Genomic DNA, 26542 nt, shown 5'->3' with positions numbered 1-26542 from the left:
TTCGTCCGTATTGCCGATTTAATATTGAGCATTGCGTAAAAAATCACTGGATACAGTATGGTACCGTTAACGTTTCTTCGTAAAAAAGCCGCGCACAGCGTGCCCCTCCTGCTGGCAGCTCTGATCTTTACAGGCTGCGGCACTCAGGCACCCGACCAGAGCACTGCTCATATGCAGGGATCCGCTCAGGCTGATTCTGGCTTTTATCTGCAACAAATGTCGCAGAGTTCAAATGATACCAGGATCAACTGGCAATTACTCGCCATTCGTGCACTGCTGAAGGAAGGAAAAACCCAGCAGGCCGCCGAGCTGTTCAGCCAGCTGCCGCAGGATCTTAACGACGATCAGCACCATGAGCAGACGCTGCTGTCGGCAGAACTGAAGGTCGCGCTGAAAGATTTCGACGGCGCGAAGAAGATCCTCGGCACTATCGAACTGAGCGCGCTGGATAAGAATCAGCAGGCCCGTTTCTGGCAGGCCGGTATCACCGCTGAGCAGGGTCGCCCCTCCCTGACGCTTCTCCGCGCGCTGATTGCCCAGGAGCCTCTGCTTGCGGGTGCGGACAAGCAGAAAAATATTGACGCAACCTGGCAGGCACTCGCCTCCATGACCCAGGATCAGGCCAGAGCGCTGGTGATCAACGCCGATGAAAATGTCCTGCAAGGCTGGCTGGATCTGCAACAGATGTGGTTCAACAACCGCAGCGATCCGAACATGCTGAAAGCCGGCATTACCGACTGGCAAAAGCGCTACCCGCAAAACCCGGGAGCAAAAATGCTGCCAACGCAGCTGGTGAACGTGCAAAACTTTAAGCCCGCCTCCACCAGCAAAATCGCCCTGCTGCTGCCGTTAAACGGCCAGGCAGCGGTGTTTGGCCGCGCCATTCAGCAAGGTTTTGAAGCCGCGAAAAACGGCACTACCGCCGTCACCGGCAGCGCCGTTCCGGCGCAGGCAGCACAGGCGGCGAATGTGAATGACGTCGTCAGTCCGTCAGCCGCCGAAACCAGCGACCTGACCACCGCGCAAACCCCTGCCCAGGGCACCATGCAGAATCCGGTTACCGCCCCAACGACGCAACCCGCTACCTCAGCGCCTGCGGCAACACAGGCCCCGGCTGAAACTCCGGCGCCCGCGACGGCAGAACAACCTCAGCCGCAAACCGCGCAGCCGGAACAGCAGCCAGCAGCCCAGCCGCAGGCTGTGGCCACCACCAGCGCTAACCCTGGTGCAGAGTTGAAAATCTACGACACCAGCGCCCAGCCGCTTGACCAGGTGCTGGCGCAGGTTCAGCAGGACGGGGCCAGCATCGTTGTCGGCCCGCTGTTGAAAAACAACGTGGAAGCGCTGATGAAGAGCAACACCACGCTGAACGTGCTTGCGCTGAACCAGCCAGAGCAGGTTCAGAACCGCGCCAATATCTGTTACTTCGCCCTCTCTCCGGAGGATGAAGCCCGCGATGCGGCCCGTCATATCCACGAGCAGGGCAAACAGGCGCCGCTGCTGCTGATCCCACGCAGCACGCTGGGCGACCGCGTTGCCAACGCCTTTGCGCAAGAGTGGCAGACCCTTGGCGGTGGCGTGGTGTTGCAGCAGAAATTTGGCTCAGCTTCCGAACTGAGAGCGGGCGTGAACGGCGGGGCAGGTATTGCCCTCAACGGTAGCCCGGTATCCGCCAGCCTGCCGCAGCAGCAGAGCGTCACCATCGGCGGTCTGACGATCCCAGCCCCCCCTACCGACGCGCAAATCAGCGGCGGCGGTAAAGTGGATTCGGCGTACATCGTCGCTACGCCGGAAGAGATCGCCTTTATCAAACCAATGATCGCCATGCGTAACGGCAGCCAGAGCGGCGCAACGCTCTACGCCAGCTCCCGCAGCGCACAGGGTACCGCAGGCCCGGATTTCCGTCTGGAAATGGAAGGACTGCAATACAGCGAGATCCCTATGCTGGCAGGCAGCAACCCGCAGTTGATGCAGCAGGCGCTGGGCGCGGTGCGCAATGATTATTCCCTGGCGCGTCTGTACGCGATGGGCGTCGATGCCTGGGCGCTGGCAAACCACTTTACCCAGATGCGCCAGGTACCGGGCTTTGAGCTTAACGGGAATACCGGCGATCTGACCGCCGATCAGGATTGTGTGATTAACAGGAAGTTATCATGGCTCAAATACCAGCAGGGGCAGATCGTCCCGGCCAGTTAAGCCGCAAAGAGACCGGCGACGCGTGGGAGCTAAAAGCGCGCCGCTGGCTTGAAGGCAAAGGACTGCGCTTTGTCGCCGCCAACGTTCGCGGGCGCGGCGGCGAGATTGACCTGATTATGAAAGACGGTCAAACCATCGTGTTTGTTGAAGTACGCTACCGACAGTCGTCCCGTTTTGGCGGTGCTGCCGCCAGCGTGACGCTCGCCAAACAACAAAAATTATTACAGACTGCCCACTTGTGGCTTGCCCGCCATAATGGGAGTTTTGATACTGTGGATTGCCGTTTCGATGTGGTAGCCTTCACCGGAAATGCGATCGACTGGCTTAAAAACGCGTTTGGCGAAGACGCATAAATAAGATTTTAAAGGGATACCGTGCTCGAACGAATAAAAGTGTGCTTCACAGAAAGCATTCAAACGCAGATTGCCGCAGCGGAAGCCCTTCCGGACGCGATCTCGCGTGCAGCGATGACGCTGGTTCAGTCGCTGCTCAACGGCAACAAAATCCTCTGTTGTGGCAATGGCACGTCCGCCGCCAACGCACAGCATTTTGCTGCCAGCATGATCAATCGCTTCGAAACCGAGCGACCGAGTTTACCAGCCATTGCACTAAACACCGATAACGTGGTCTTAACTGCGATTGCCAACGATCGTCTGCATGACGAAATTTACGCCAAGCAGGTGCGCGCCTTAGGCCATGCCGGAGACGTGCTGCTGGCGATCTCCACGCGCGGTAACAGCCGGGATATCGTTAAGGCGGTTGAAGCGGCAGTAACCCGGGACATGACGATTGTCGCCCTGACCGGTTACGACGGCGGTGAGCTGGCTGGCCTGCTGGGGCCGCAGGATGTGGAAATCCGCATTCCTTCGCACCGTAGCGCCCGCATCCAGGAGATGCATATGCTCACGGTGAACTGCTTATGCGATCTGATCGATAACACGCTTTTCCCTCACCAGGATGATTAAGGAGTTCTCATGAAGGTTTTATCGGCCCTTGCAGTCGTGATGTCTGCATTATTGCTTCAGGGATGCATCGCTGCCGCTGTAGTCGGTACCGCAGCGGTCGGCACCAAAGCAGCGACCGATCCGCGTACCGTTGGGACGCAGGTGGATGACGGTACGCTTGAGCTGCGCGTAAACAGTGCGCTGTCGAAAGACGAACAGATCAAGAAGGAAGCACGCATTAACGTGACGGCTTATCAGGGCAAAGTTCTGCTGGCAGGCCAGGCGCCAACCCCTGAACTCGCCTCGCGCGCCAAACAGATCGCGATGGGCGTAGAAGGTACGGCAGAAGTGTTTAACGAGATCCGCCAGGGCCAGCCGATTGGTCTCGGCACCGCGTCATCTGATACCTGGATCACCACCAAAGTGCGTTCCCAGCTGCTGGGTACCGACCAGGTGAAATCCTCAAACGTGAAAGTAACCACGGAGAACGGCGAAGTGTTCCTGCTGGGCCTGGTGACAGAACGTGAAGGGAAAGCGGCGGCGGATATCGCCAGCCGGGTGAGCGGCGTGAAGCACGTCACCACCGCCTTTACTTATATCAAGTAATTCACACCTGACTGTAAGCCCGGTAAGCGCCAGCGCCACCGGGCTTTCTTTCACACCAGCGCCATACTCCCCACAATCACTCCGCTCAACGCCACCAGCCCCGCCGTCAGCCACAGCGCTTTCGCCGGGAATGACTTACGCAGCATGATCAGCGACGGCAGGCTCACCGCCGGCAGCGTGATGAGCAGCGCCAGCGCCGGTGCGGTACCCATGCCAGCCATCATCATGGTCTGAATAATCGGGATCTCCGCCGCGGTTGGGATCACAAACAGGCAACCGGCCACCGCCATCGCAATCACCCACATCAGCGTGTTGTCGATAGCGCCATCCGCATGCGGGAACAGCCAGACGCGCGCCGCCCCGAGCACCAGTACGGCCAGGATATAGACCGGGATTGTGCTCCAGAAAAGCTGCCACAGCGCTTTGCCCCAGCGAGATAAGAAACTGCCCTGCGGATCGCTGAGGTCCAGCTCAACGGAGGCAGGCCCGGCCTCGTTGTCTTTCACCAGGTGCTGCACCAGCGTAGCGACAAGCACCACCGTCAGCAGGCCAGCCGCCAGACGGATAAACGCGAAATGCCAGCCGAGAACGAAGCCCATAAACACCAGCGTTGCCGGGTTCAGCAGGGGGTTACCCATCCAGAAGGCAAGCGCGCCGCCCATCGACACGCGCTGTCGGCGCATACCCGCCGCCACCGGTGCAGCGCAGCAGGAGCACATCATGCCCGGCAGGGAGAAAATCGTTCCCAGCAGCGTGCCCTGCAAGCGCGGTTGTCCCAGGGTTTTTATCAGCCAGTTACGCGGGATAAGTACCTGAATCAGCGAGCCCAGCAATACGCCTAATACCGCCGCTTTCCAGACGGCAAGAAAATAGACCATTGCGTAATCCCACGCCGCGCGAAGCGGGCTGGAATCGGCCTGCGCGAGAATCGATTTACCGATGCTGTGGGTGTCGGCGGCGGTGAAGGCTTTACCGTAGTACGGCTGCCATTTCACATACCAGAGGCCAATGATGACCACGATAAAGAAGAGTGCGGGCTTCCACCACTGAACAGGTGTTGCCGCCTGAGATGAAGACTGACCAGTCATACCATTCCCCGGAAGGTGTTATTTAATAAGCCGGGGAAGTTTACGCCTCGCCCTGCGCGATTTCACGCAGTTTTGCCGAAGGGATAATATTAACCCCCTCTTGCGACGGAGCCAGTGCCTCTTTCAGCATCGCCTGCGCGACATCCCGCGCCTCGATGGACTTCCAGTTACCGGGCAGGATGCGAAACAGCGGAGCGAAAAAAGACTCGTTAAAACGCCGTTCGTCGCGGTGGCCCATCAGCATGGAAGGCCGTACGATGGTCAGGCGCTCCCATTGCTGCGCGATTAACGCCTCTTCCATTTTGCCCTTCACCTGGTTGTAAAAAAACGGCGAGCCTGCGTTCGCGCCGTGCGCGCTGACCACCAGGAAATGCTTAGCACCCAGCTTCTTGGCCGTCAGGGCGGTATCTACCACCAGCGTGTAATCTGTATGGACAAAGGCTTCTTTACTGCCCGCTTCCCGTCGGGTGGTGCCAAGGCAGCAAAAGGCGATATCAATGGGATCCTGCACCTGCGCCAGCGCGTCGGTAAGCTGGGGATCGTGCGGGTTATAGACGCCGGTGATATCCAACAGCGGGCGACGCGTCGGGGCGGCGATATAGTTGATATGCCGATCCTGGATCAACAGCCGCAGCAAATGTCCACCCACCAGCCCGGTTGCGCCGGTAATCAGTACCTGACTCATCTTGTCCCCTTTACAGAATTGTCCGTTTGCGATCTGGGCCTGCTCTACCACACTTAAAAGTCTGTTACCGGTAAGTATTTACCACAAACGGGAAAAAAACAGTCTGAAGCGAAAACAACGGAGGAAGCATGGGTAAAAAAATCGCAGTCTTGATTACCGACGAGTTTGAAGATTCAGAATTTACGTCGCCAGCAGAGGCATTCCGCAAGGCGGGCCACGAGGTGGTCACCATCGAAAAAGAAGCGGGTAAAACCGTGAAGGGCCACAAGGGTGAAGCCAGCGTGACCATTGACGAATCCATTGATAACGTCAGCCCGTCGGATTTCGACGCCCTGCTGTTACCGGGCGGCCATTCACCGGATTCCCTGCGCGGGGACGAGCGTTTCGTCACCTTTACCCGTGACTTCGTCGGCACCGGTAAACCGGTGTTTGCCATTTGCCACGGTCCGCAGCTGCTGATCAGCGCCGAGGTGGTACGCGGGCGTAAGCTCACCGCGGTGAAACCGATCGTTATCGATCTGAAAAACGCCGGTGCCGAGTTCTACGATCAGGAAGTGGTGAACGATAACGATCAGCTGATCACCAGCCGTACGCCGGACGATCTTCCAGCGTTTAACCGCGAAGCGCTACGCCTGCTCGGTGCGTAACCAGTGCAGCTTCTTGCCAAAGCCCAGGGTGTTGTCGGTAAATTTCAGCTCATCGAGGCGGATTTCCCACACTGGGGCTTTTAGCGCTGCGGCCACCGGGAAGCGGCGCGTATAGCGTTTACGCTGGGCGTCGCTTTCCTCACCTTCCAGGCGACGAATTTCGCCTTTAAACTGGACCCCGCGGATCAGCGCAACGGTTTTAGGCTGACCATTTACCGTGCCCGCCACTTTTGCCTGTTGGCCCGTCATCTGCGCATGCCGCGTTTTGTCTTCGCTCATCACGTAAAAGGCCACGCGCTCGGGATCGTAGTAATAAAAGGCATTTGCGCACCACATCTCCTCGTCTTTACAGACGCACCAGGTCACAACATGCTGCTTTGCCAGCCAGCGGTTAATGGCGGCCAGTGTTTCCATTTTCGCTCTCTCTCATGCTATGGTGCGTTCACCTTAACATACTGAATCTGTTTACCGTGTGCTGGTTTCTCTATCTTGTCCGAACCGCTGATAACGCACTCTACACCGGGATCACTACCGATGTGGCACGGCGTTTTTTACAACATCAAACGGGAAAAGGGGCGAAAGCACTGCGGGGGAAAGGTGAACTTCAGCTGGCGTTTTCAGCCGCCGTGGGCGACAGATCCCTGGCGCTCAGGCTGGAATACCGCATCAAGCAGCTGACGAAGCGCCAGAAAGAGCGTCTCGTCAACGGGGACGGCTCTTTCGAAGCGCTACGCGAAAGCCTGCTTAAAAACGATTGAAATGATCGTGGTACTCCACCAGACCGGTAACGCCGTCGAGCGAATCGTCCGCCAGAGGATGTACCAGGAAAGATGTTTCCGTGCCTGGCCAGTGGCAGCGCAGATCGTATCTGGACGCTGGCTCAAAGCCTAAACGCTCGTAGAACGCCGGATCGCCCAGAACGACGACAGCGGCATAGCCGAATTCATTCAGGGAATCCAGCCCTTCATAGACCAGCTGGCGTGCCAGGCCCTGTCCACGGTAGTTTTCATCCACAGCCAGCGGCGCCATGCCGACCCACTGTAACTCTTCGCCCTGCACAATCACCGGACTGAACGCCACGTAGCCGACCACCTGCCCCTCATCGTCGGTGGCAACCAGACCCAGCGTAATCAGGCCATCTTCGCGAAGATCGTGAACCAGTTGAGCTTCGGCGTCGCCTGCAAAAGAGCGGCGTAACAACGCATCGATACCCGGCGCATCAATCCCAATTTCGACTCGAATCAGCATGGTTCACCTACTGAAGTGTGTTTACTGTCCGGCGGGGTTTTTAGCCCGGCCTCAACGAAATCTGCCATTTGCATCAACATCATACGCAGTGCTTTCGGCATCTGCTCCAGCTCAATGGCATCCATTAAATTTTTGACGTACAGACCGAGCTCCGTGTCGCCTTCAATCACCAGACGACGCTGGAAGAAGAGGGTGTCCGGATCCTGTTTGCGCGCGGCGATCATCAGCAGATCGCTGGCATCCGCGCTAAAGCTGACATCCGCCTCGGCGGTTTCACGGACGATAAGCCGATCGTTCTCTACGGAAGTAAACCAGCGCAACCCGATATCGCGTACTTCAATCTTTAACCAGCGGCCTTCCAGAAACTCAAGCTCACCGTCCTGTAGCGCCTGGCGGAACTGCCAGCTCAGTACCTGTTCCAGCACCTGGCGTTTAAGCGCGAACGGCGCCAGTTTTACCGGCACGCTCAGCATTGATGGACCGAATTGTACGAGACGTGAACGCAGTTTATCCAGCACGAGCTTTACTCCCTGATAGCTATAATCCTGCTATTTTGCCATATCCCGACAAGAAGATAGCGGCGTAAATCAACAAACCGTTGTCCGGTATACCTCATTATTGGTGCCATCAATACGCCATTAGCTGCCTTAAATCAAAAATTGTCGCGTATGGGTTAATTAAAATCCCAGCTCGTTAACATTTTTTACGATCCCTGCGATCGACAACATCGGGATAAATTATGGAGCTGCTCTGCCCTGCCGGAAACCTTCCGGCGCTTAAGGCGGCCATCGAAAATGGGGCCGATGCGGTCTATATCGGGCTGAAAGATGATACCAATGCCCGCCATTTTGCGGGTCTTAACTTTACGGAGAAAAAGCTTCAGGAAGCCGTTAACTTCGTTCACCAGCACCGGCGCAAACTGCACATCGCCATCAATACCTTTGCCCATCCTGATGGCTACGCCCGCTGGCAGCGCGCCGTGGATATGGCGGCCCAGCTGGGCGCCGATGCGTTGATCCTGGCCGACCTCGCTATGCTTGAGTATGCGGCAGAACGTTATCCGCATATTGAGCGCCACGTCTCTGTTCAGGCATCGGCCACCAATGAAGAGGCCGTGCGTTTTTATCATCGACACTTTGACGTGGCTCGCGTGGTGCTGCCGCGCGTGCTCTCTATTCATCAGGTTAAGCAACTGGCGCGCGTCACGCCAGTGCCGCTGGAGGTTTTTGCCTTCGGCAGCCTGTGCATCATGGCCGAAGGCCGCTGCTATCTTTCTTCCTATCTTACCGGGGAATCGCCAAACACCGTCGGTGCCTGCTCGCCTGCCCGCTTCGTTCGCTGGCAGCAAACGCCGCAGGGACTGGAGTCGCGCCTGAATAACGTGTTAATCGACCGCTATCAGGACGGTGAAAACGCGGGCTACCCGACACTGTGCAAAGGCCGCTATCTGGTGGACGGCGAGCGCTACCACGCGCTGGAGGAGCCCACCAGCCTCAACACGCTGGAGCTGCTGCCGGAACTGCTGGCCGCCAACATTGCCTCGGTGAAAATCGAAGGCCGCCAGCGTAGCCCGGCCTACGTGAGCCAGGTGGCGAAGGTGTGGCGTCAGGCCATCGACCGCTGCATGGCCGACCCGCAAAACTACGCCCCGCAGGCGGCCTGGATGGAGACGCTCGGCGCGATGTCCGAAGGCACGCAAACCACGCTCGGCGCGTATCACCGTAAATGGCAGTGAGATAATCATGAAATATTCATTAGGGCCGGTGCTTTACTACTGGCCAAAAGAGACGCTGGAAGATTTTTACCAGCAGGCGGCTAACAGCAGCGCCGATGTGATTTACCTCGGCGAAGCGGTGTGCAGCAAGCGCCGCGCCACCAAAGTGGGCGACTGGCTGGATATGGCGAAAAGCCTGGCCGGCAGCGGCAAGCAGGTGGTGCTCTCGACGCTGGCGCTGGTGCAGGCGTCCTCTGAACTGGGCGAGCTGAAGCGCTACGTCGAAAACGGTGAGTTCCTGCTGGAGGCGAGCGACCTGGGCGTGGTGAACATGTGCGCCGAGCGTAAGCTGCCGTTTGTCGCCGGACATGCGCTGAACTGCTATAACGCGGTGACCTTGCGCCTGCTGCTCAAACAGGGGATGACACGCTGGTGCATGCCGGTTGAGCTCTCCCGCGACTGGCTGGTCAACCTGCTAAATCAGTGTGACGAGCTGGGCATTCGCAATCAGTTTGAAGTCGAAGTGCTGAGCTACGGCCATCTGCCGCTGGCCTACTCTGCCCGCTGCTTCACCGCGCGTTCCGAAGATCGCCCGAAAGACGAGTGTGAAACCTGCTGCATTAAGTACCCGAACGGACGCAGCATGCTGTCGCAGGAGAATCAGCAGGTGTTTGTCCTCAACGGCATTCAGACTATGAGCGGTTACGTCTATAACCTCGGCAACGAGCTGGCGTCAATGCATGGGCTGGTGGATATGGTGCGTCTTTCGCCGCTCGATACCGGCGTGTTCGCCATGCTGGACGCCTTCCGTGCCAACGAAAACGGCACCTCGCCGCTGCCGCTGACGGCAAACAGCGACTGCAACGGTTACTGGAAACGTCTCGCCGGACTGGAATTGCAGGGGTAAAAAAGCTCACTTTGTTAACAACGGTTATCATTTTTTAATGCAGTATTAAAGATTGACCGTCGACAAAGTGAGCTGTTATGACTGACAAAACCATTCCGTTTTCGGTGCTGGATCTGGCACCGATTCCACAAGGCTCCTCGGCAAGAGAAGCCTTTTCGCACTCTCTGGATCTGGCTCAGCTTGCCGAAAAACGTGGCTATCACCGCTACTGGCTGGCGGAGCACCATAATATGGTGGGCATCGCCAGCGCTGCCACCTCAGTGCTGATTAGCTATCTGGCGGCGAATACCACTACTTTGCACCTTGGCTCCGGTGGCGTGATGCTGCCGAACCATGCCCCGCTGGTGATTGCCGAGCAGTTTGGCACCCTGAATACACTCTACCCCGGTCGCATTGATTTGGGTCTTGGCCGCGCGCCGGGCAGCGACCAGCCGACCATGCGCGCCCTGCGTCGCCATATGAGCGGCGATATCGACAACTTCCCGCGTGATGTAGCGGAGCTGGTAGACTGGTTCGATGCGAGCGATCCTAACCCGCACGTGCGCCCGGTGCCGGGCTACGGCGAGAAAATCCCGGTGTGGCTGTTAGGCTCAAGTCTGTACAGCGCACAGCTTGCCGCACAGCTGGGGCTGCCGTTCGCGTTCGCTTCCCACTTCGCACCGGATATGCTGCATCAGGCTCTGCATCTCTACCGCACAAACTTCAAGCCTTCCGAGCGTCTTGAGAAGCCGTATGCGATGGTGTGCATCAATATCATTGCCGCCGACAGCAACCGCGACGCGGAATTCCTGTTTACCTCCATGCAGCAGGCGTTTGTGAAGCTGCGTCGCGGCGAGACGGGCCAGTTGCCACCACCGGTAGAAAATATGCATCAGCTGTGGTCGGCCTCCGAGCAGTATGGCGTGCAGCAGGCCCTGAGCATGTCGCTGGTGGGTGATAAGGCGAAGGTGCGTCACGGTCTGGAGGCAGTGCTACGAGAAACGCAGGCGGATGAAATTATGGTCAACGGCCAGATTTTCGATCATCAGGCGCGTTTGCATTCATTTGATCTGGCGATGCAGGTGAAAGAGGAGTTGGTGGGGTAGTTTTTTGCCGGATGGCGGCTTCGCCTTATCCGGCCTACGCGATCCCTGTAGGCCCGGTAAGCGTAGCGCCACCGGGCTTTCTGTTTACTGATACACAGGCAACAGATTAAAACTCGACAGCATGTGCACAACCGCATTGCCGAGACCAAATACCAGGATCAGCGCAATCATCGGTTTTCCGCCCCAGACGCGGAATTTCGGGCTGCCGAAGCGCTTACGTGATTTACGCGCCAGCAGCGCCGGTACAATCGCCGCCCAGATGGTAGCCGCCAGTCCTGCATAGCCGATGGCGTACAGGAAACCGTTCGGCCACAGCAGGCCGCCCACAATCGGCGGCAGGAAGGTTAACAGCGCCGTTTTGAAGCGCCCCATCGCAGAGTCATCAAAACCAAACAGATCTGCCAGGTAGTCAAACAGGCCCAGCGTCACGCCGAGAAATGAGCTCGCCACCGCAAAGTTAGAGAAGACCACCAGAAGCAGATCCAGACTGCGGCTGTTCAGCACGCCACTCAGCGCCTGTACCAGCACATCAATGTTACCGCCCTTCTGCGCAATGCCGATAAATTCCGGACGCGGGATGTTACCCATCGTCCCCAGCAGCCAGATCACATACAGCCCCAGCGCCAGCAGCGTGCCGTAAATCAGGCATTTCACGATGGTGCGCGGATCCTTGCCGTAGTACTTCATCAGGCTCGGTACGTTGCCGTGGTAGCCGAACGACGCCAGACAGAATGGCAACGTCATAAGCAGGTATGGCGTGTAGGAGGTGTTCACTTCCGCAACGTTAAACAGCGTGGCCGGCGTGACGTGCCCCAGCAGGCTGCCGAAGGTCAGGAAGAAGGTGATGACCTTGGCGCCCAACACGATCGCCGTCATGCGGCTGACCGCTTTGGTGCTCATCCAGACGATAAACGCCACGCCCAGCGCGAAGCAGAGACCCGCCAGACGCGCCGGAACATTCAGCGACATCTCGGAGAAGGTGTGATGCAGAATCGATCCGCTCGCTGAAATGTACGCGTAGGTCAGGATATAGAGTACAAACGCGATGGACACCCCGTTCACCATGTTCCAGCCTTTGCCCAGCAGATCTCGGGTGATGGTGTCGAAGCTGGAGCCAATGCGGTAATTCAGGTTTGCTTCAAGGATCATCAGCCCGGAATGGAGCATGCAGAACCAGGTGAAAACCAGCGCCGCCAGCGACCAGAAGAACCACGCACCGGACATAACCACTGGCAGGGAGAACATCCCGGCACCAATAATGGTTCCGCCGATGATCACCACGCCGCCAAGCAGCGAAGGTGACGTTTGGGTGGTGGTTAGTGTTGCCATGCGGCCTTATCTCCAGTCAAAAATGTGGTGTGCATTTTAATGTGATGCACTGTACCAGTACAAGAGTACAAAAGGAATAAAAAAAGCCCCGATAACAACTATCGGGGCTGTATATTTTACTTTACGTCAAAAGCGAAAAGGCTTACGCGTCACCGAAACGACGACGGCTGGTGCCTTCTTCGCGGCGTGGGCCACGATTTTCACGGCGCTCGCCGGAGAAACGACGAGGTTCGCCAGTGCGACCTTCGCTACGACCGCCTTCACGACGCTCGCCACCGCGGTCAGAGCGAGGCTGTGCATCACCCATCAGTTGCATGTTCATTGGCTTGTTCAGAATGCGGGTGCGAGTAAAGTGCTGCAGTACTTCGCCCGGCATGCCTTTTGGCAGCTCGATCGTTGAGTGTGAACCGAACAGCTTGATGTTACCGATGTAACGGCTGCTGATGTCGCCTTCATTAGCGATCGCGCCAACGATGTGACGAACTTCAACACCATCATCACGGCCCACTTCAATGCGATACAGTTCCATTTCGCCAGCGTCACGACGCTCGCGACGTGGACGGTCTTCACCACCACGCTCTGGACGGTCACCGCGTGGACCACGGTCGTTACGGTCGCCACGACGTTCGAAACGATCGTCACGGTCACGGAACTCACGCTTAGGACGCATCGGTGCATCAGGTGGCACGATCAGGCTACGTTCGCCCTGCGCCATTTTCAGCAGTGCTGCGGCCAGTGTTTCCATGTCCAGCTCTTCGCCTTCAGCGACAGGCTGGATCTGGGACAGCAGCGCACGGTACTGATCCAGATCGCTGCTTTCCAGCTGCTGCTGTACTTTCGCGGCGAATTTTTCCAGACGGCGTTTGCCCAGCAGTTCTGCGTTTGGCAGCTCAGCTTCTGGAATGGTCAGCTTCATGGTGCGTTCAATGTTACGCAGCAGACGACGCTCGCGGTTCTCAACGAACAGCAGCGCACGGCCCGCACGACCCGCACGACCGGTACGGCCGATACGGTGAACGTAAGACTCGGAGTCCATTGGGATATCGTAGTTTACAACCAGGCTGATACGCTCAACGTCCAGACCACGTGCTGCCACGTCGGTTGCAATGAGGATATCCAGACGACCATCTTTCAGACGCTCCAGAGTCTGCTCACGCAGCGCCTGGTTCATGTCGCCGTTCAGCGCTGCGCTGTTGTAGCCGCTACGCTCCAGCGCTTCAGCCACTTCCAGGGTCGCGTTTTTGGTACGTACGAAGATAATCGCCGCATCAAAATCTTCCGCTTCCAGGAAACGGACCAGCGCTTCGTTTTTGCGCATGCCGTATACAGACCAGTAGCTCTGGCTGATGTCCGGGCGAGTGGTCACGCTAGACTGAATACGCACTTCCTGCGGCTCTTTCATGAAGCGGCGGGTAATGCGACGGATCGCTTCTGGCATGGTTGCAGAGAACAGAGCGGTCTGATGACCTTCCGGGATCTGCGCCATGATGGTTTCAACGTCTTCGATGAAGCCCATACGCAGCATTTCATCTGCTTCATCCAGTACCAGGCCGCTCAGCTTAGAGAGGTCCAGGGTACCGCGCTTCAGGTGATCCAGCAGACGGCCCGGCGTACCGACAACAATCTGTGGGCCCTGGCGCAGGGCGCGTAACTGCACGTCATAACGCTGGCCGCCGTACAGGGCTACCACGTTTACGCCGCGCATATGTTTAGAGAATTCCGTCATTGCTTCAGCAACCTGAACAGCCAGTTCACGGGTTGGAGCCAGGACGAGGATCTGCGGTGCACGCAGGTCCGGATCAATGTTGTTCAGCAGCGGCAGCGAGAATGCTGCGGTTTTACCGCTACCGGTCTGGGCCATGCCCAGCACGTCACGACCAGAAAGCAGGTGTGGGATACACTCAGCCTGGATCGGAGATGGTTTTTCGTAACCCAGATCGTTAAGGGCTTCAAGGATAGGAGCCTTCAGGCCCAGATCTGCAAAAGTGGTTTCGAATTCAGCCATGTAGTACAAGTGCCTCGATATTAATGGCGGCCAGTCTACTTAGCTCATCGTGAAAATGATTAGCAATTTTCATTGAAAAGTGTGAACCGGCTCAAATTAGGTGTATTGACGAACAACAACGCCCTCACCAGTGAAGGTGATGGCAATCAAAAGATTACGGGCTGATGTTTATGTCGTCAGCTATTGCTGGTCCGATTCTGCCAGGTCGTCTTGCTCCTGGCCCAAGAGCGATAATTCCAACAATGCATAACGGTGCTCAACGAAGTTATGTACGTTGTTAGCAACCGCTAATTTGAACAGTGCCGTAGCGCTGTCCATATCCCCCAGACTTAGGTAGTACTTACCTAAATAGAAGTTGGTTTCACTGAGATGCTCAGCGAGCGAGGTGTTATCCGTTGCGTCCGCCTTGAGGCGTTCCATCAGCGTTGCTTCGCTAATGTTGCCCAGGTAGAACTCGACAATGTTCCATCCCCACTGTTCCTTGTCCGATTTCTCGAAGCGCTGTTTCAGTGCTTCTTTGGCCTGCTTCTCATCGAGCTTCTGCTCAACGATGTAAAGCCACAGGCTGCGGAAAGGATCATTAGGATCGTCTTGATAAAACGCCAGCAGATCATCTTGCGCTAACTTATCACGACCGCCGTAATACAATGCGATACCGCGATTCAAGTGCGCGTAGTTGTAAGTTGGATCAAGCTCAAGTACAGAATCAAACGCTTCATAGGCAGCATCAAAATTGCCTGCCTGCGTTAAATAAATGCCTAAGTAATTGAATACTTCAGGCATATCAGGTCGAATTGCCAGCGCTTGTGAAAAATCATTTCGCGCTAATGCCCTCAGACCGAGACTATCATACAACACTCCGCGCTCATATAAAAGCTGTGCGCGTTCGTCATCGGTTAAAGCCCGACTGGCAAGTATTTGTTCCATGCGTGCCAGAATCACTTCCTGCTGCAAAGTCGGTTGCAATGGCACTGCGAGGACTTCGCTCTTACGCCAGGCAGAGTTGCTGCATCCTGCCAGCGTTAAAGCTGTCGCAACGAAACACCAGCGCAAAAAAGGCTTCATTTCCCACTCCCGAAGACAACTATTGGATGAACGTCCTGTCCCCCGGCGGCTTAACAAGGCGTCCTGCCTGATAATAAGCCCTCCGCCTGCGCGGAGGGCAAATGGCAACCTTACTCGCCTTGCTGTTCGGCAGCCGGAGCTTCCGGCGCCGCAGCAGGCTGAGACTGCTCGGTTGCTTCTTTAATGCTCAGACGGATACGGCCCTGGCGGTCAACTTCCAGAACTTTCACCGGTACTTCCTGACCCATTTGCAGGTAATCGGTCACTTTCTCAACGCGCTTGTCAGCGATCTGAGAGATATGTACCAGACCTTCTTTACCGCCACCGATGGCAACGAATGCACCAAAGTCAACGATACGGGTCACTTTACCATTGTAGATACGGCCCACTTCGATTTCTGCTGTAATCTCTTCGATACGGCGGATAGCATATTTCGCTTTCTCACCGTCGGTTGCTGCGATTTTCACAGTACCGTCATCTTCGATTTCGATGGTGGTGCCCGTTTCTTCGGTCAGTGCACGGATAACAGAACCGCCCTTACCGATAACATCTTTGATCTTGTCTGGATTGATCTTGATGGTGTGAATACGCGGAGCGAATTCAGAGATATCACCGCGTGGTGCGTTGATAGCCTGTTCCATCACGCCCAGAATGTGCAGACGCGCACCTTTAGCCTGGTTCAGAGCAACCTGCATGATCTCTTTGGTGATACCTTCAATTTTGATATCCATCTGCAGGGCAGAGATACCGTCGCGGGAACCCGCCACTTTGAAGTCCATATCACCCAGGTGATCTTCGTCACCCAGAATGTCAGACAGAACAACGAAGTTGTCGCCTTCTTTCACCAGACCCATTGCGATACCCGCAACGGCGGCTTTGATCGGCACGCCTGCATCCATCAGCGCCAGAGAGGCACCACACACGGAAGCCATGGAAGAAGAACCGTTGGATTCAGTGATTTCAGACACGACACGTACGGTGTACGGGAATTTGTCTGCTTCTGGCATTACTGCCAGCACGCCGCGCTTCGCCAGACGACCGTGACCAATTTCACGACGCTTCGGTGAGCCAACCATACCGGTCTCGCCCACAGAGTACGGAGGGAAGTTGTAGTGGAACAGGAAGCTGTCAGTGCGCTCGCCCATCAGTTCATCGATGTTCTGTGCGTCACGTGCAGTACCCAGGGTAGCGGTAACCAGCGCCTGGGTTTCACCACGGGTGAACAGCGCGGAACCGTGAGTACGTGGCAGCACGCCAGTACGCACATCCAGACCACGGATCATGTCCTTTTCACGGCCATCAATACGCGGCTCGCCTGCCAGTACGCGACTACGAACAACGTTTTTCTCAATAGCGTGCAGGATTTCGCTCAGCTCGTTAGCGTCCAGCGTTTCGTCTTCCGCGATCAGGGTTGCGATGGTTTCATCTTTGATCACGTCAACCTGAGCATAACGCTCCTGTTTGTCTGTAATGCGATATGCATCGCTCAGACGAGATTCTGCCAGTGCAGCTACGCGTGCGTTCAGCGCGTCGTTTACCGCTTCTGGCTGCCAGTCCCAACGTGGTTTACCAGCTTCTTTCACCAGGTCGTTGATGTTCTGGATAACAATCTGCTGCTGGTCGTGGCCGAAGACCACTGCACCCAGCATCTGGTCTTCACTCAGCAATTCTGCTTCAGATTCAACCATCAGAACTGCTGCTTCAGTACCGGCAACAACCAGATCCAGCTTACTCTCTTTCAGCTCTTCCTGAGTTGGGTTCAGCACGTACTGGTCGTTGATGTAACCGACGCGCGCGGCACCGATTGGGCCATTGAATGGGATACCAGACAGTGACAGGGCAGCAGACGCACCGATCATCGCTACGATGTCCGGGTTAACCTGTGGGTTAACGGAAACAACGGTTGCGATAACCTGCACTTCATTGACGAAACCTTCCGGGAACAGCGGACGAACCGGGCGGTCAATCAGACGCGCGATCAGGGTTTCGCCTTCGCTTGGACGGCCTTCACGACGGAAGAAGCCACCCGGGATTTTACCGGCAGCGTAGGTACGCTCCTGGTAGTTCACGGTCAGTGGGAAGAAGTCCTGACCTGGTTTAGCTTTTTTCTGGCCAACTACGGTAACGAATACAGCAGTGTCATCCATGCTTACCATTACGGCAGCAGTAGCCTGACGAGCCATCATGCCGGTTTCCAGCGTGACGGTATGCTGACCATACTGGAATTTACGAACGATCGGATTCAGCAAAATTCTGTCCTTTCTTAAATGTTTGAAAGCACACCTCAGGTGTGCTGACGATTTAACCCGACCTTCTTCGCATCCTCGCGACTAATGACAACCGACACCCCCATGGGTGAAGCCTCTCATTAGCCGCGCGAACCTCTGCAATGAAGATCATTTATAGCAACAATACAATAGTTTCCCCTGAATTGCTGCCGTCTGGTTGAAAAAAGGGGCCATCAGGCCCCCTTTTCTGAAACTCGCAAGAATTAGCGACGCAGACCCAGACGCTCGATCAGCGCGGTGTAGCGTGCAACATCTTTACGCTTCAGGTAGTCGAGCAGTTTACGACGCTGAGAAACCATACGCAGCAGACCACGACGGCTGTGGTGATCTTTTTTGTGCTCTGCAAAGTGACCCTGCAGGTGGTTAATCTGTGCAGTCAGCAGTGCAACCTGAACTTCGGTAGAACCGCTGTCGTTAGTACCACGACCAAACTCAGAAACGATTTTAGCTTTAGCTTCAACGCTTAGAGACATTTTCAAACTCCAAAGTATAAAGAATGTAAGGATGCCGATCTCTAATTCAGCTATCCCATGTACGCCCCGCAGATTGTTAAACAATTTACCAGGCGTTAAGCGGCGATATTCTACTCGTCTCCCCTGCTTATCGCAAGGTGAGGCGTTATCACCGTCACGCTTCGACCGGGTATTCGACGACCAGACGACGCGGGGCAACGCGCCCTTCACCGTCCATTTCGCCCATCCCGATAAACTTGCCTTCCTCCCCTTCCGTCACACGGACCAGGCCCTCAAGCGGCGCCCCCGTTGTGCGGACCGGGTTTCCGTTCTTAAAGTAAACGGACGATGTTAAAGGAAGATTAACAACCGGGAAATCTGCTGCCGGACTGTCCATTGGCATCAGCAGCGGATCCAGCAGATCTGCCGGCGCAATTCCCTGCGCTTGCGCCTGTTCAGCCAGGGCGTGCAGATGCTCAAGCGTTACCATACGTTCGACCGGATACTTGCTGACCGCCAGACGACGCAGATAAATCACATGCGCGCCGCAGCCCAGCTTTTCACCGAGGTCGTCAATGATGGTGCGGATGTAGGTCCCTTTCGAACAGTGTACTTCCAGCTCCAGCTCATCACCTTCGTGGCGAATGAACAACAGCTCATACACGGTAATCGGACGGGCTTCACGCGGAACGTCAATGCCCTGACGCGCATATTCGTAAAGCTTCTTGCCCTGATATTTCAACGCCGAATACATCGACGGCACCTGCATTGTGTCGCCCCGGAAGCTCTCCAGCGCCGCATCAAGTTGCTCTGCGCTGAAGGTTACCGGGCGCTCTTCAACCACCTGACCATCCGCATCGGAAGTGTCCGTGCGCTGGCCCAGTTTGGCAATCACGCGGTAGCGCTTATCGGAATCCAGCAGATACTGGGAAAACTTTGTCGCTTCACCCAGGCAGATCGGGAGCATCCCGGTTGCCAGCGGATCCAGCGCGCCGGTGTGCCCCGCGCGATTGGCGTTATAAATACGCTTTACTTTTTGCAGCACGTCGTTGCTGGATGCGCCCTGTGGTTTATCCAGCAACAGCACGCCATGCACGTCACGACCGCGACGACGAGGACGACTCATCAGTCCTCCTTGCTGTCGTCCGCCGGGTTAACACGACGCTCATCGTCATGTTTCACCACGCTGGTCACCAGGTTGGACATACGCATACCCTCAACCAGCGAGTTGTCGTAGAAGAAGGTCAGCTCCGGCACAATACGCAGACGCATCGCTTTGCCAAGCAGAGAGCGGATGAAACCAGAGGCTTCCTGCAGCGCTTTAATGCCGTTCTTCACGGCGTCTTCATCCTGGTCATTCAGGAATGTCACAAACACTTTGGCGTACGCCAGGTCGCGGGACATTTCCACGCCAGACACGGTGGTCATCATCCCCACGCGTGGATCTTTGATTTCACGTTGCAGAATGAGAGCGATCTCTTTCTGCATCTCCTGCGCGACGCGCTGTGGGCGACCAAATTCTTTCGCCATAATAAATTCTCCAGACAAAAAAGGGGCTTAAGCCCCTTTTTAAAATTACTGCCGGGTGGCGCTTCGCTTACCCGGCCTACGCTAATTAATCTTCAGTTGACGAAGATTACGCGATGGTACGCTGAATTTCGATGATCTCGAACACTTCGATCATATCGCCAACGCGAACGTCGTTGTAGTTCTTAACACCGATACCACATTCCATGCCGTTACGAACTTCGTTAACGTCATCTTTGAAGCGGCGCAGGGATTCCAGCTCACCTTCGTAGATAACCACGTTGTCGCGCAGTACGCGGATTGGGTTGTGACGCTTAATGGTCCCTTCGGTAACCATACAGCCCGCGATCGCACCGAATTTCGGTGATTTGAACACGTCACGTACTTCAGCCAGACCGATGATCTGCTGTTTCAGCTCAGGAGACAGCATGCCGCTCATCGCTGCTTTCACTTCGTCAATCAGGTTATAGATGACGGAGTAGTAACGCAGATCCAGGCTTTCAGCATCGATAACTTTACGCGCAGATGCGTCAGCACGAACGTTGAAGCCAACCAGGATAGCGTTGGACGCGGCTGCCAGGGTTGCGTCGGTTTCGGTGATACCACCTACGCCAGAACCGATGATCTTCACTTTCACTTCGTCGGTAGACAGTTTCAGCAAGGAGTCGGAGATCGCTTCCACAGAACCCTGTACGTCCGCTTTCAGAACGATGTTCACTTCGTGAACTTCGCCTTCAGTCATGTTGGCGAACATGTTCTCGAGTTTAGATTTCTGCTGGCGAGCCAGTTTCACCTCACGGAATTTACCCTGACGATACAGCGCCACTTCACGTGCTTTCTTCTCGTCACGTACCACGGTTACTTCGTCACCGGCAGCCGGAACACCGGACAGGCCGAGGATTTCCACTGGGATGGACGGACCCGCTTCCAGCACTTCCTGACCCAGTTCGTTACGCATCGCACGAACGCGACCGTATTCGAAACCACACAGAACGATGTCGCCCTTGTGCAGAGTACCTTCGCGAACCAGAACGGTTGCAACCGGACCACGACCTTTATCCAGGAAGGATTCGATTACCGCGCCGCTCGCCATACCTTTACGAACCGCTTTCAGCTCCAGAACTTCAGCCTGAAGCAGGATAGCGTTCAGCAGGTCGTCGATACCGGTGCCTGCTTTTGCAGATACAGGGATGAACTGCGCTTCACCGCCCCACTCTTCCGGCATAACGCCGTACTGTGACAGTTCGTTCTTAACGCGATCCATATCGGCTTCTGGCTTATCGATTTTGTTGACTGCAACAACCAAAGGCACCTGCGCCGCTTTCGCGTGCTGGATAGCTTCAATGGTCTGTGGCATCACGCCATCATCGGCAGCAACAACCAGAACAACGATATCCGTTGCCTGAGCACCACGAGCACGCATTGAGGTAAACGCTGCGTGGCCTGGGGTATCCAGGAAGGTGATCATGCCGTTTTCGGTTTCTACGTGGTAAGCACCGATATGCTGGGTAATACCACCCGCTTCGCCGGAGGCAACCTTAGTAGAACGAATGTAGTCAAGCAGAGAGGTTTTACCGTGGTCAACGTGACCCATGATGGTCACAACCGGTGCGCGCGGTTCAGCCGCTGCGCCCGTATCACGGTCGCTCATTACTGCTTCTTCCAGCTCGTTTTCACGACGCAGGATAACTTTGTGGCCCATCTCCTCGGCAACCAGCTGTGCGGTTTCCTGGTCGATGACCTGGTTGATGGTGGCCATTGCGCCCAGCTTCATCATCGCTTTGATGACCTGAGAGCCTTTCACCGCCATCTTGTTAGCCAGTTCGCCAACGGTGATGGTTTCGCCGATCACAACGTCACGGTTAACGGCCTGAGCTGGCTTCTGGAAGCCCTGCTGCAGAGCGGAACCTTTACGCTTACCGCCTTTACCACCGCGAACCGCTGCACGTGCTTCTTCACGGTCAGCTTTAGATTCAGCGTGCTTGTTACCTTTTTTCGCAGGACGCGCCGCTTTTGTACTGCGAGTACGGCCACGACCACCTTCAACTTCACGGTCGTTATCGTCTTCTGCCTGGCGCGCATGCTGAGAAGTGGTTACGTGATAATCGCTGTTGTCTTCAGTTGGTTCAGCGGTATTCACACCGTTCTTCTCGTTTTCTTCTGCCATGCGACGCGCTTCTTCGGCGACGCGGCGAGCTTCTTCTTCAAGCTTGCGGCGGGCTTCTTCTTCCGCTTTACGCTTCAGCTCGGCAGCTTCATTTTCACGGCGGGCTTTTTCAGCCTGGGCAGTTTTGGTCATTTCGTCGGTCTGTTGATTGCTCACTTTGTCTTTTTCCGCAGCGTCACGCTTCGCTTTTTCACCGGCGTCGCGTTTCGCTTTTTCTGCGGCCTCACGTTCAGCTTTTAATTCTGCTTCGCGTTTGGCAGTGGCTTCTGCCTCACGCTGAGCTTGTTCTTCCGCTTCACGCTGTGCCTGCTCTTCCGCAGCAAGGCGTTCTGCCTCTTGCGGATCACGTTTTACAAAGGTGCGCGTCTTGCGGACTTCAATTTGTACCGATTTGCTTTTGCCACCGGTACCAGGGATGTTCAACGTGCTACGCGTTTTGCGCTGCAGCGTTAACTTGTCAGGCGTAGAGCCGTGTTCACGGTTCAGGTGCGCTAACAAGGTTTGTTTTTCTTGCGCGGTCACCGAGTCATCAGCGGCCTTCGGGATCCCTGCATCAGCAAATTGCTGTACCAGGCGGTCCACGGAGGTCTGAATCTCAGCAGCCAGCGATTTTACAGTTACATCAGTCATGCTGTTCCTTCCTGCTACAGTTTATTACGCTTCGTCGCCGAACCAGCAAATATTACGTGCGGCCATGATGAGTTCGCCGGCTTTCTCGTCGGTTAAACCTTCGATATCGGCCAGGTCATCAACGCCTTGCTCAGCGAGATCTTCCAGCGTACAAACACCACGGGCAGCCAGCTTGAACGCAATCGCACGATCAAGACCTTCCAGATTCAGCAGGTCATCAGCCGGCTTCTTATCGCCAAGGCTTTCTTCCTGAGCCAGCGCCAGGGTGGTCAGTGCGTTTTTAGCGCGTTCACGCAGGGCTTCAACGGTTGGTTCATCCAGACCGTCAATTTCCAGCAGCTCTTTCATTGGCACGTAGGCCAGTTCTTCCAGCGTAGAGAAACCTTCTTCAACCAGCACAGTGGCGAAGTCTTCGTCAATGTCCAGGTATTTGGTGAAGGTATCGATCGCCGCGTGGGCTTCAGCCTGATGCTTGGCCTGAAGGTCATCAACGGTCATCACGTTGAGTTCCCAGCCGCTCAGCTGTGACGCCAGACGTACGTTCTGACCGTTACGGCCAATCGCCTGCGCCAGGTTGCCCGCTTCTACAGCGATATCCATGGTGTGTTTGTCTTCGTCAACAACGATAGACGCCACATCAGCCGGTGCCATTGCGTTGATCACGAACTGCGCCGGATTGTCGTCCCACAGAACGATATCAATACGCTCGCCGCCCAGTTCGGTAGAAACCGCCTGAACACGTGCGCCACGCATACCGACGCAAGCACCGACCGGGTCGATACGCTTGTCGTTGGTTTTCACCGCAATTTTCGCACGGGAACCCGGATCGCGGGCCGCCGCTTTGATTTCGATAACTTCTTCGCCGATTTCCGGCACTTCGATACGGAACAGTTCAACCAGCATTTCTGGTTTAGAACGCGTCACGAACAGCTGTGCACCACGTGCTTCAGGACGTACGGCATACAGCACACCACGAATACGGTCGCCTGGGCGGAAGTTTTCACGCGGCAGCATGTCTTCACGCAGGATAACAGCTTCAGCGTTACCCGGCAGCCCTTCGGATTTGATCTCCAGAGAGATGTTATCGCGGTTCACTTTCTTCACCACGCCAGTGATGATTTCGCCTTCCTGATCGCGAAACTGATCGACAACCAGCGCGCGCTCGGCTTCGCGAACTTTCTGCACGATAACCTGCTTCGCGGTCTGGGTGGTGATACGGTCGAAGGTGACAGATTCAATCTGATCTTCAACGTAGTCACCCACGTTCAGACTTTCGTCTTCAAAACGTGCCGCTTCCAGGGTGATCTCTTTGGTCGGTTGGGTCACTTCTTCAACGATTACCCAACGACGGAATGTATCGAAGTCACCGCTTTTACGATCGATTTCTACGCGAACATCGATCTCTTGTTCGTATTTTTTCTTGGTTGCTGTAGCCAGTGCACTTTCCAGCGCTTCGAAAATCTTCTCACGCGGCAGTGATTTCTCGTTGGAGACGGCTTCAACAACAGCCAAAATTTCTTTGTTCATCGCGGGCTTTTCACCTCAATCCAGACTGTTAAAAGTGGGGAACCAGGTTCGCCTTCTGGATATTACTCAGCGCGAACACTTCATCTTTGCCTTCGACTGTCACCGTGATCATTTCACCATCAACGGCTTTGATAATTCCCTGCCATTTACGGCGGTTCTGTACGGCCATACGCAGAACGAGAGCCACTTCTTCACCGGTAAAGCGCACATAGTGCTCGGCCGTGAACATCGGACGATCGAGGCCAGGTGAGGAAACTTCCAGGTTGTACGCAACGGTAATCGGATCTTCAACATCAAGAACCGCACTCACCTGGTGGCTGACATCAGCACAATCATCAACATTGATGCCATCTTCACTATCAATATAGATGCGCAGCGTCGATGTGCGGCCGCGAACGAATTCGATGCCGACCAGTTCGTAGCCCAGTGCTTCGACCGGTGCAGTAATCATCTCTGTTAATTTTTGCTCTAATGTGGACAAGCCCACCCCCAAGACATAAAAAAAGGGCGTAAAGCCCAGTTATTCTGTAGTCAGATAACAAAAAACCCCGATAAATCGGGGCTTTAGATAACTGAACCCTATAGCCACAACTGTGGCCTGGAGCACTTTCCGAAAGAATTTTTTCAAATCCAGCTACGAAGGCTCTAAGTCTTCACAGTATATTTGAAAAAGAACTTTATAGGAAAGTGGTTGCGGGGGCCGGATTTGAACCGACGACCTTCGGGTTATGAGCCCGACGAGCTACCAGGCTGCTCCACCCCGCGCCTGAAACGTGGCAAATTCTACGCGTTTTGGACAGAATTTGCAAATAATGCTGGGATTTGGTACCGAAGACGGGACGTAAAATCGGCGTTTAGTATATTGATAGTTGACCCCACCTGTCAACCCAGCTTCTGCCAGACAGAACAGACCAATTTTTTTACAAAAAACGCACGAGTCTCTTCCGGTCTTCGACAAAAGATGATTAAATGAATACTCACTTATTTTGCATAAAAATGCACAAGAGAGCGAAAGCGGTCTCTAATCAGTCAATCAAGCAGGGTTTTATTCTATGACGACGATTCTCAAGCATCTTCCGGTAGGACAACGTATTGGCATCGCTTTCTCAGGCGGCCTGGATACCAGCGCTGCACTGCTGTGGATGCGCCAGAAGGGAGCGGTTCCGTATGCATATACTGCGAACCTGGGTCAGCCGGACGAGGAAGATTATGACGCGATCCCTCGTCGTGCCATGGAGTATGGCGCAGAGAACGCACGTCTGATTGACTGCCGTAAGCAACTGGTCGCTGAAGGCATTGCCGCTATCCAGTGCGGTGCTTTTCATAACACTACCGGCGGCCTGACCTATTTTAATACCACTCCGCTGGGTCGTGCTGTCACCGGCACCATGCTGGTCGCCGCCATGAAAGAAGATGGCGTGAACATCTGGGGTGATGGCAGTACCTATAAAGGCAACGATATTGAACGTTTCTATCGTTACGGTCTGCTGACCAACGCCGAGTTGCAGATCTACAAACCGTGGCTGGATACCGACTTCATCGACGAACTGGGTGGCCGTCATGAAATGTCTGAGTTTATGATTGCCTGCGGCTTTGACTATAAGATGTCCGTTGAGAAAGCCTACTCAACCGACTCCAACATGCTGGGTGCGACGCACGAAGCGAAAGACCTGGAATTCCTGAACTCCAGCGTGAAGATCGTTAACCCGATCATGGGCGTAAAATTCTGGGATGAGAACGTGAAGATCCCGGCGGAAGAAGTGACCGTGCGTTTCGAACGCGGTCATCCGGTTGCCCTGAACGGTAAAACCTTCTCAGACGATGTTGAACTGATGCTGGAAGCAAACCGCATCGGCGGTCGTCACGGTCTGGGTATGAGCGATCAGATCGAAAACCGTATCATCGAAGCGAAAAGCCGTGGCATTTACGAAGCTCCGGGGATGGCGCTGCTGCACATCGCTTACGAGCGTCTGCTGACCGGTATTCACAACGAAGACACCATTGAGCAGTATCACGCTCATGGCCGTCAGCTGGGCAAACTGCTGTATCAGGGTCGCTGGTTTGATCCACAAGCGCTGATGCTGCGTGACGCCCTGCAACGTTGGGTGGCGAGCGCAATCACCGGCGAAGTGACGCTGGAACTGCGTCGCGGCAATGATTACTCCATCCTCAATACCGTGTCTGACAACCTGACCTATAAAGCAGAGCGTCTGACCATGGAGAAAGGTGAGTCAGTATTCTCTCCGGACGATCGTATTGGCCAGCTGACCATGCGTAACCTGGACATCACCGATACCCGTGAGAAGCTGTTCAACTATGTTGAGAATGGCCTGCTCTCCGCGAATTCCGGTAATGGTCTGCCGCAGGTTGAGAACCTGGAACACAGCGATAAGAAGTGATCGACAGCAAGACATGCAAAAGGCGCCCAATGG

General features: G+C 55.4%; 26 protein-coding genes and 1 tRNA gene. 10 read left to right on the top strand and 17 right to left on the bottom strand.

Going from position 1 to position 26542, the window contains the following annotated elements; all coding sequences use genetic code 11:
- Window positions 1–57: 57 nt before the first annotated feature.
- The 4 genes from CKK19_RS12955 to dolP are packed head-to-tail and all read left to right on the top strand — an operon-like array spanning window position 58 to window position 3746.
- Window positions 58–2196: a penicillin-binding protein activator gene (locus CKK19_RS12955; protein WP_022649503.1), complete on the top strand. Its 2139-nt coding sequence runs from the start codon at window positions 58–60 to the stop codon at window positions 2194–2196.
- On the top strand, window positions 2154–2549 hold the full coding sequence (locus CKK19_RS12950; protein WP_022649504.1) for a YraN family protein: 396 nt from the start codon (window positions 2154–2156) through the stop codon (window positions 2547–2549). Before CKK19_RS12955 ends, CKK19_RS12950 begins: the two co-directional genes overlap by 43 nt.
- 21 nt (window positions 2550–2570) lie before the next feature.
- A complete protein-coding gene (gene diaA, locus CKK19_RS12945; protein WP_003861754.1) occupies window positions 2571–3161 on the top strand; it encodes a DnaA initiator-associating protein DiaA in 591 nt (196 codons plus the stop codon).
- 9 nt (window positions 3162–3170) lie between these two features.
- A complete protein-coding gene (dolP, locus tag CKK19_RS12940) occupies window positions 3171–3746 on the top strand; it encodes a division/outer membrane stress-associated lipid-binding lipoprotein (protein WP_022649505.1) in 576 nt (191 codons plus the stop codon).
- A 50-nt stretch (window positions 3747–3796) separates the two neighbouring features.
- Here dolP and CKK19_RS12935 read toward each other — a convergent pair whose 3' ends face one another.
- Together CKK19_RS12935 and CKK19_RS12930 are read right to left on the bottom strand one after the other, a co-directional pair.
- Window positions 3797–4834 carry a permease gene (locus CKK19_RS12935; protein ID WP_063853600.1) on the bottom strand — a complete coding sequence of 346 codons (1038 nt, stop codon included), beginning with the start codon at window positions 4832–4834 and terminating at the stop codon, window positions 3797–3799.
- Window positions 4835–4874: 40 nt separating this feature from the next.
- Window positions 4875–5519, bottom strand: coding sequence for an NAD(P)H-binding protein (locus CKK19_RS12930; protein WP_063853599.1), 645 nt, complete (start codon window positions 5517–5519; stop codon window positions 4875–4877).
- Between the two features lie 128 nt (window positions 5520–5647).
- Here CKK19_RS12930 and CKK19_RS12925 point away from each other — a divergent pair, with 128 nt between their 5' ends.
- On the top strand, window positions 5648–6166 hold the full coding sequence (locus tag CKK19_RS12925) for a type 1 glutamine amidotransferase domain-containing protein (RefSeq protein ID WP_015571965.1): 519 nt from the start codon (window positions 5648–5650) through the stop codon (window positions 6164–6166).
- On the opposite strand, the gene CKK19_RS12920 is transcribed toward CKK19_RS12925, so the two are convergent.
- Window positions 6146–6580, bottom strand: coding sequence for a YhbP family protein (locus tag CKK19_RS12920; protein ID WP_022649508.1), 435 nt, complete (start codon window positions 6578–6580; stop codon window positions 6146–6148). The genes CKK19_RS12925 and CKK19_RS12920 overlap by 21 nt on opposite strands.
- Before the next feature lie 14 nt (window positions 6581–6594).
- On the opposite strand from CKK19_RS12920, the gene CKK19_RS12915 reads away from it, so the two are divergent.
- Complete coding sequence (locus CKK19_RS12915; RefSeq protein WP_003861768.1) at window positions 6595–6924, top strand: GIY-YIG nuclease family protein; 330 nt, start codon at window positions 6595–6597, stop codon at window positions 6922–6924.
- Here the strand turns inward: CKK19_RS12915 and CKK19_RS12910 are convergent.
- Together CKK19_RS12910 and ubiT are read right to left on the bottom strand one after the other, a co-directional pair.
- Window positions 6911–7414 (bottom strand): GNAT family N-acetyltransferase, encoded by a 504-nt coding sequence (locus CKK19_RS12910; protein ID WP_022649509.1) that lies wholly within the window; start codon window positions 7412–7414, stop codon window positions 6911–6913. The genes CKK19_RS12915 and CKK19_RS12910 overlap by 14 nt on opposite strands.
- On the bottom strand, window positions 7408–7932 hold the full coding sequence (gene ubiT / locus CKK19_RS12905; protein WP_003861771.1) for a ubiquinone anaerobic biosynthesis accessory factor UbiT: 525 nt from the start codon (window positions 7930–7932) through the stop codon (window positions 7408–7410). The genes CKK19_RS12910 and ubiT overlap by 7 nt, the downstream gene beginning before the upstream one ends.
- A 221-nt stretch (window positions 7933–8153) precedes the next feature.
- Between ubiT and ubiU the strand changes: the two genes are divergently transcribed.
- The 3 genes from ubiU to CKK19_RS12890 all read left to right on the top strand — a co-directional run bounded on the left by ubiU (window position 8154) and on the right by CKK19_RS12890 (window position 11120).
- Window positions 8154–9149, top strand: coding sequence for a ubiquinone anaerobic biosynthesis protein UbiU (gene ubiU / locus CKK19_RS12900; RefSeq protein ID WP_022649510.1), 996 nt, complete (start codon window positions 8154–8156; stop codon window positions 9147–9149).
- Between the two features lie 7 nt (window positions 9150–9156).
- Window positions 9157–10035, top strand: a complete 879-nt coding sequence (locus CKK19_RS12895; RefSeq protein ID WP_022649511.1) for a U32 family peptidase — start codon at window positions 9157–9159, stop codon at window positions 10033–10035.
- A 77-nt stretch (window positions 10036–10112) separates the two neighbouring features.
- Window positions 10113–11120: a luciferase-like monooxygenase gene (locus tag CKK19_RS12890; protein ID WP_063853598.1), complete on the top strand. Its 1008-nt coding sequence runs from the start codon at window positions 10113–10115 to the stop codon at window positions 11118–11120.
- 84 nt (window positions 11121–11204) lie between these two features.
- On the opposite strand, the gene mtr is transcribed toward CKK19_RS12890, so the two are convergent.
- The 12 genes from mtr to CKK19_RS12830 all read right to left on the bottom strand — a co-directional run bounded on the left by mtr (window position 11205) and on the right by CKK19_RS12830 (window position 24875).
- A complete protein-coding gene (gene mtr, locus CKK19_RS12885) occupies window positions 11205–12449 on the bottom strand; it encodes a tryptophan permease (RefSeq protein WP_058677039.1) in 1245 nt (414 codons plus the stop codon).
- 142 nt (window positions 12450–12591) lie between these two features.
- Entirely contained in the window at window positions 12592–14454 is a 1863-nt protein-coding gene (locus CKK19_RS12880) for a DEAD/DEAH family ATP-dependent RNA helicase (protein WP_225455151.1), read from the bottom strand.
- On the bottom strand, window positions 14447–14527 hold the full coding sequence (gene yrbN, locus CKK19_RS12875; RefSeq protein ID WP_097397692.1) for a protein YrbN: 81 nt from the start codon (window positions 14525–14527) through the stop codon (window positions 14447–14449). The genes CKK19_RS12880 and yrbN overlap by 8 nt, the downstream gene beginning before the upstream one ends.
- A 107-nt stretch (window positions 14528–14634) precedes the next feature.
- Window positions 14635–15519: a lipoprotein NlpI gene (gene nlpI / locus CKK19_RS12870; protein ID WP_003861782.1), complete on the bottom strand. Its 885-nt coding sequence runs from the start codon at window positions 15517–15519 to the stop codon at window positions 14635–14637.
- Window positions 15520–15629: 110 nt separating this feature from the next.
- Window positions 15630–17768: a polyribonucleotide nucleotidyltransferase gene (pnp, locus tag CKK19_RS12865; RefSeq protein WP_022649515.1), complete on the bottom strand. Its 2139-nt coding sequence runs from the start codon at window positions 17766–17768 to the stop codon at window positions 15630–15632.
- A 242-nt stretch (window positions 17769–18010) separates the two neighbouring features.
- Window positions 18011–18280, bottom strand: a complete 270-nt coding sequence (gene rpsO, locus CKK19_RS12860; protein ID WP_003861789.1) for a 30S ribosomal protein S15 — start codon at window positions 18278–18280, stop codon at window positions 18011–18013.
- A gap of 154 nt (window positions 18281–18434) precedes the next feature.
- Window positions 18435–19385 carry a tRNA pseudouridine(55) synthase TruB gene (truB, locus tag CKK19_RS12855; protein ID WP_023298718.1) on the bottom strand — a complete coding sequence of 317 codons (951 nt, stop codon included), beginning with the start codon at window positions 19383–19385 and terminating at the stop codon, window positions 18435–18437.
- The gene (gene rbfA, locus CKK19_RS12850) at window positions 19385–19789 is read right to left on the bottom strand and encodes a 30S ribosome-binding factor RbfA (RefSeq protein ID WP_003861793.1); all 405 of its coding nucleotides are present in this window, start codon (window positions 19787–19789) and stop codon (window positions 19385–19387) included. Before rbfA ends, truB begins: the two co-directional genes overlap by 1 nt.
- 106 nt (window positions 19790–19895) lie before the next feature.
- Window positions 19896–22583 carry a translation initiation factor IF-2 gene (infB, locus tag CKK19_RS12845; protein WP_022649517.1) on the bottom strand — a complete coding sequence of 896 codons (2688 nt, stop codon included), beginning with the start codon at window positions 22581–22583 and terminating at the stop codon, window positions 19896–19898.
- Between the two features lie 24 nt (window positions 22584–22607).
- Window positions 22608–24110, bottom strand: a complete 1503-nt coding sequence (nusA, locus tag CKK19_RS12840; protein WP_003861798.1) for a transcription termination factor NusA — start codon at window positions 24108–24110, stop codon at window positions 22608–22610.
- 28 nt (window positions 24111–24138) lie between these two features.
- Window positions 24139–24591 carry a ribosome maturation factor RimP gene (gene rimP, locus CKK19_RS12835; RefSeq protein WP_014833432.1) on the bottom strand — a complete coding sequence of 151 codons (453 nt, stop codon included), beginning with the start codon at window positions 24589–24591 and terminating at the stop codon, window positions 24139–24141.
- A 207-nt stretch (window positions 24592–24798) separates the two neighbouring features.
- Window positions 24799–24875, bottom strand: a tRNA-Met gene (locus CKK19_RS12830).
- 287 nt (window positions 24876–25162) lie between these two features.
- Here CKK19_RS12830 and argG point away from each other — a divergent pair.
- Window positions 25163–26509 carry an argininosuccinate synthase gene (gene argG / locus CKK19_RS12825; RefSeq protein ID WP_022649518.1) on the top strand — a complete coding sequence of 449 codons (1347 nt, stop codon included), beginning with the start codon at window positions 25163–25165 and terminating at the stop codon, window positions 26507–26509.
- Window positions 26510–26542 lie beyond the last annotated feature (33 nt).

Source organism: Enterobacter sp. CCUG 70166 (genome assembly GCF_020224095.1).
GTDB classification, from domain to species: domain Bacteria; phylum Pseudomonadota; class Gammaproteobacteria; order Enterobacterales; family Enterobacteriaceae; genus Enterobacter; species Enterobacter intestinihominis.
The sequence above is the reverse complement of the archived record's forward strand: the minus strand, read 5'-3'. Positions and strand labels throughout refer to the sequence as shown.